This window comes from Candidatus Deferrimicrobiaceae bacterium, assembly GCA_035256765.1.
GTDB lineage: Bacteria > Desulfobacterota > Deferrimicrobia > Deferrimicrobiales > Deferrimicrobiaceae > CSP1-8.
In genome coordinates this window covers 1-3,675 of the sequence record DATEXR010000279.1, presented here as the reverse complement: position 1 = coordinate 3,675, position 3,675 = coordinate 1, and the positions used below count along the sequence as shown (strand labels likewise).

2 protein-coding genes are annotated in these 3,675 nt (G+C 65.1%); both read right to left on the bottom strand.

The window, feature by feature from the left end; genetic code table 11:
• Positions 1–214 precede the first annotated feature (214 nt).
• Positions 215–730: a BCAM0308 family protein gene (locus tag VJ307_09645; protein ID HJX74406.1), complete on the bottom strand. Its 516-nt coding sequence runs from the start codon at positions 728–730 to the stop codon at positions 215–217.
• Between the two features lie 93 nt (positions 731–823).
• The gene (locus VJ307_09640) at positions 824–3,205 is read right to left on the bottom strand and encodes an ATP-dependent Clp protease ATP-binding subunit (GenBank protein HJX74405.1); all 2,382 of its coding nucleotides are present in this window, start codon (positions 3,203–3,205) and stop codon (positions 824–826) included.
• Positions 3,206–3,675: the final 470 nt, after the last annotated feature.

The following is a 3,675-nucleotide window of genomic DNA, read 5'->3' as shown; positions in this document are numbered from 1 at the left end:
CCCGCCGATTCCACCACCCCGGAAACCTCGTACCCGGGGACGAAGGGCGGTTTCGGGGCGTCGGGGTAAATCCCCTGCCGGGCGAGAACGTCGGCGAAATTCACCCCGGCCCGGTGAACGCGGATCCGGACCTCCCCGTCCCCCGCCTCGCGCAAGGGCATATCCCCGCATTCGAGCGACTCGGGGGGCCCGGCCCTCCGAATGGAGACCGCCCTCACACCTCTCGCACCCAGTTCACCCGCAGCAGTTTCGAATCCTCGGACCATTTATAGGTAAGCTTTCCGCTGCACGCCTTCCGGACTTCCCTTCCGATCCGCTGCGCAAGCTTCTCCGCCGTCGTCAACAGCTCGAACCCGTCCTCGTGCTCCTTCCATTCGATGATTCGGAAAAGGGGATTGAAGCCCATCGCCCGTTTTTCCTCGTTGCGGACAAGATTCCGGATCTCCTCCCGGTGCTCCCGGACGAATCCGCCGCGGAGGGTAACCAACCCCGAGGGGAACCCGTCGGCGATCTTGCGGCACGCCGGACATCGCCTTCGGACGGTTACGGCGCCCTTCTTTCGGGTAAGCAGAGCGTACTCCCTCTCGTCCAGGTACCAGCGCTTGTTCCGGCAGATCGCGCGGCACTCCGGGCAGATGCTCAGGGAGGGGGCCGTCTTCTTGGGGAGATACGGGTCGGTTTCCCGGGTTACGTTCTTTTTATGGGCGGGGCTGTACATGAACCTTGCCATCGTCTTCCCTCCTCCCGTGTGGACATAACGGTTGGACGCGAAGATCTCTCCCCTCTATGATACCGCGGGGGGGCGGGGGGTTCCATGGGACGGCTATTCGACGATGATCCCTTCCTCCGATCTCTTCACCAGGATGGGGGTTCCCGCGCCCCTGCCGGGGCCCAATCCTCCCCGGGCGCTCAGTTCGCTGATCGGTCCCCGGACCCACCGGTCGATCACCCGCGCCAGTTCCCGGACGCCGTATTCGGTGCTGTACCCAACCTCGACGAGCCATTCGCGGGCTTCCGGATCGACCTGGAGGGTCAGCCCCGACGTCTCGAACAGGCTCTCTTCCAGGGCGGAAAGCTGCCGGTCCAGGACCTTCCGGACATCCTCCCGGCTCAAGGGGCGAAACACGATCTGCTCGTCGATCCGGTTCAGAAACTCGGGGCGGAATCTCTGTCGGGCCACGGTCAGCGCGGCCTCGGCCACGGCCGCCTCTTCCTGCGCGTGAAACCCGATCTCCTTCCCGATGAGGATGTTTCCCGTCATCACGAAGACGGCGTTCCTTGCGTCGGCGGTACGCCCCTGGCTGTCGGTGATCTTCCCCTCGTCGAACAGCGGGAGGAAGAGGTCGAACACCCGGGGGGACGCCTTGTCGATCTCGTCCAGGAGGACGACGGAGTAAGGCGTCGTGCGAAGCCGGCCCGTCAACTGTCCCCCCTCCTCGTAGCCGACGTATCCCGGGGCCGCCCCGATGAGGCGCGTGACGGTCGCATTGTCCTGGTATTCCGACATGTCCAGCCGGATGAACGCCCGCTCGTCCGCGAACAGGTAGGAGGCGATCCGCCGGGCCACCTCGGTCTTCCCCACGCCCGAGGGCCCCAGAAACAGAAACACGCCCAGGGGCCGCCTGCGGTCCCCCAGCCCCGCGTGCGCAAGCAGCAGCCGCCGGCTCACCCGGGACACGGCCTCCTCCTGCCCGACGATATGCCGGTTCAGGAATTCCTCGAGCCCCTTGATCCGGGACTCCGTCAGCCCGGCAAGCCCCCCCCGCACGACCTCCAGGGGGATTCCGGACTTCTCGGCCATGACGCGCGCGACGGTTTCCGGCCGAACGACGGCGACACCCATCGGGGCTTCCTGGTCCGCCTCGAGCGCGAGCGAGAGGAGAGGGACGCGGCACTCGGCACAGGCGCGGTCCAGAAGGTCGATCGCCTTGTCCGGGAGATAGTGTCCGTGGTCGAACCGGAGGGAGAGGTCGACCGCGGCGACAAGCGCCTCGTCGGCGATCGTCACCCCGAAATGGGACTCCCGGTGGCCGCGCAGCCCCGCGAGGATATCGAGCGTCTCGTCCCGGCCCGGCTCGACGACCTGGATGAGCTGGACCCGGCGCTCGAGCGCCGGGTCCTTCTCCACGCAACGGCGGTACTCCGTGATCGTCGTGGCGCCGATGCACCGCAGCTCTCCCCGCGCCAGCGCCGGCTTCATGATGTTGCCGGCGTCCATCGGGGCGCCTTCGGCCCGTCCCGCGCCGACCACGGTGTGGAATTCGTCGATGAAGAGGACGACATCCGGATGGGAGCGGATCTCTTCGATCGTGCGGGTAAGCCTCTCCTCGAACTCCCCGCGGTATTTGGTCCCCGCGACCAGTTCCGCCATCGAAAGCTCCACGACCCTCTTCCCCGCCAGCACCCGTCGGTCGCGCCCGGTGGCGACGCGCTCGGCAAGCGCCTCGACGACCGCCGTCTTCCCCACGCCCGCCTCCCCGACGAGGACGGGGTTGTTCTTCGTGGGCATCATCAGCACCTTGAGCATCTGCCGGAGTATGTTCCGCGTCCTTTCGGATTCCACGAACGGCAACAGGCGCCCTTCCCGGGCCGCCCGGGTAATGTCCCGCCCGTACCGGTCGAGCATGGGGGTGTTCGTCGCGGCCGGCTCCGGCGGGGAAACCATCGTGCCCACGTCCTCGCCCTCCGGAGAAAGCTTCTCCTCGCGCGGGGGGATCGACAGGAGCTCCGGCTGGATCGACTCCAGCTGGATCCCCGCGCCGGTCAGCACGGCGGAAATGATCGGCCCCGGGGCGGAAAGGATCGCCGCGAGCAGATGGGATGCCGTGGTTTCCTCCTTTCCGGCGCCCTCGACGATCTCCTTCGCCTGGCGGAAGATCTCCTTGCACGCCTCGCTGCGGTGGACGATCTGGTCGGCGTGGCGGGCCTGGCCGGGGCGGAACCGGGACCGTACCCCCCTCCGCAGGGTCGTGCTGGATATCCCCAGGGAGGCCAGAACCTCCTCGACGCCGTCCGCCTCGGCGCGGATCTGTTCCAGCGGAAGGGACTCCGCCTTGACGAACCGCACGAAGCTCATGGTCTTATGAAGGCTGCACACGCCGATCAGCAGGTGCTCGCGCTCGATGAGGGGATGCCTCGCAAGGGCCGCTTCCGCGGCGGCGATCTGCCAGGCAAGACCGGCGGCTGCAGAAAGTCTTGTCATCATCCTCTCCTTACCATGGAAGTACCGGGGCACCTTCGGGGCATGGAAACGATACGAAGGGACGCGCAATAAAATTCTATTCTCCCATGAAAGGACGGGTCAATAACCGGAAACGTCGTCCCGTCCGGAGGAACCGGAAAGGGGAACGGCCCTGCGAGGAGGGGCGCAGGGCCGTTGCTCTTGCCCGGAGAGAGGGGAACTCCGGGAGACGATTCCGCTTTCACGGAACTTCGATGACAAATATTTCTAACAAGTTTCGTGCCTTTTCGGTTTCGTAATAATTCCCGATAGTTATTTGTTTTTTCCCGATATCCCCCCGCGGGAATATTCCATTATTGTATTTTTGTTTTCAAAATCGTTATCCTCCTTTCCCCGTGCGGACGGATTCCGGGTTGGTAAAATAGCCCCCTATGCGCAACATCGGATTCGCCCAAGTGTACCGTCTCGTAAATAGCTTGACGCACCGAGAGCGT

Coding starts and splice junctions, on each gene's coding strand:
- VJ307_09645 (HJX74406.1), bottom strand. CDS start 730: ATGGCAAGGTTCATGTACAGCCCCGCCCATAAAAAGAACGTAACCCGG.
- VJ307_09640 (HJX74405.1), bottom strand. CDS start 3,205: ATGATGACAAGACTTTCTGCAGCCGCCGGTCTTGCCTGGCAGATCGCC.